This is a genomic window from Pseudomonas sp. MD195_PC81_125, from assembly GCF_014060985.1.
GTDB classification, from domain to species: domain Bacteria; phylum Pseudomonadota; class Gammaproteobacteria; order Pseudomonadales; family Pseudomonadaceae; genus Aquipseudomonas; species Aquipseudomonas parakoreensis.
The window spans coordinates 1-635 of sequence record NZ_JABULD010000559.1; the positions used below are offsets into that span (position 1 = coordinate 1).

Here is a 635-nt window from a genome sequence, read left to right on the forward strand (position 1 = left end):
GACACCTTCGCCGCCCTCGGTCATTGGGGGCAGGCACTGTATGTAATCCCCAGCGAGAAACTGCTGATCGTGCGTTACGCCGATGATCGCGACGGCAGCTACCGCCACAACGAACTGCTCAAGCGCGTGCTCAAGGCGGTGCAGCCATGAAGCTGTTGAAGCGGGTGTTGCTGCTGGCGCTGATCGTGCTGCTCGGCTGGATCTGGCTCGAGCGCGACAATCTGTGGGCGTTCCCCGACATCATCAGTGCGTACACGGCCAAGGAATATTGTTCGTGTCGCTATGTGATGAACAACGAGGCTGAATATTGCCGGGGTTATGTGAAACAGTGGCTGCCGACCAGCGAATTCAGCGATGACAGCGCGAGCAAAACCATCATCGTCAGCGGCATGGGCCGAAGCAATAGTGCGCAGTGGTTGAGCGAACGGCAGGGTTGTCGTTTACAGCCTTGAAAGATCGCAGCCTGCGCAGCTCCTACAGGGAATGCAAAATCTGATAGGAGCGTGCCGCAGGCTGCCGATCTTTTTGATCTTGATGTTTGCAATAAACCTATGGGCGGTTTAAGGTTCGTGCAGGTTTATCGCCCCCCACGAGTATTCAATGTTCCAACCGCTCCCTCTATAAACCTTCGCCAG

Annotated in this window: 1 protein-coding gene and 1 pseudogene; both read left to right on the forward strand. The window is 55.9% G+C overall.

All coding sequences use genetic code 11. The features are described 5' to 3' along the window. A pseudogene (locus HT737_RS22400) lies at positions 1 to 150 on the forward strand (serine hydrolase); the annotation flags it as partial. Next, positions 147 to 452 carry an amidase gene (locus HT737_RS22405; RefSeq protein ID WP_182404023.1) on the forward strand — a complete coding sequence of 102 codons (306 nt, stop codon included), beginning with the start codon at positions 147 to 149 and terminating at the stop codon, positions 450 to 452. The pseudogene HT737_RS22400 and the gene HT737_RS22405, both read left to right, overlap by 4 nt. The last annotated feature ends 183 nt before the right edge of the window (positions 453 to 635 follow it).

What these genes read in the sequence shown, in the direction of transcription:
- HT737_RS22405 (WP_182404023.1), top strand. Translation starts at nt 147, where the DNA reads ATGAAGCTGTTGAAGCGGGTGTTGCTGCTGGCGCTGATCGTGCTGCTC.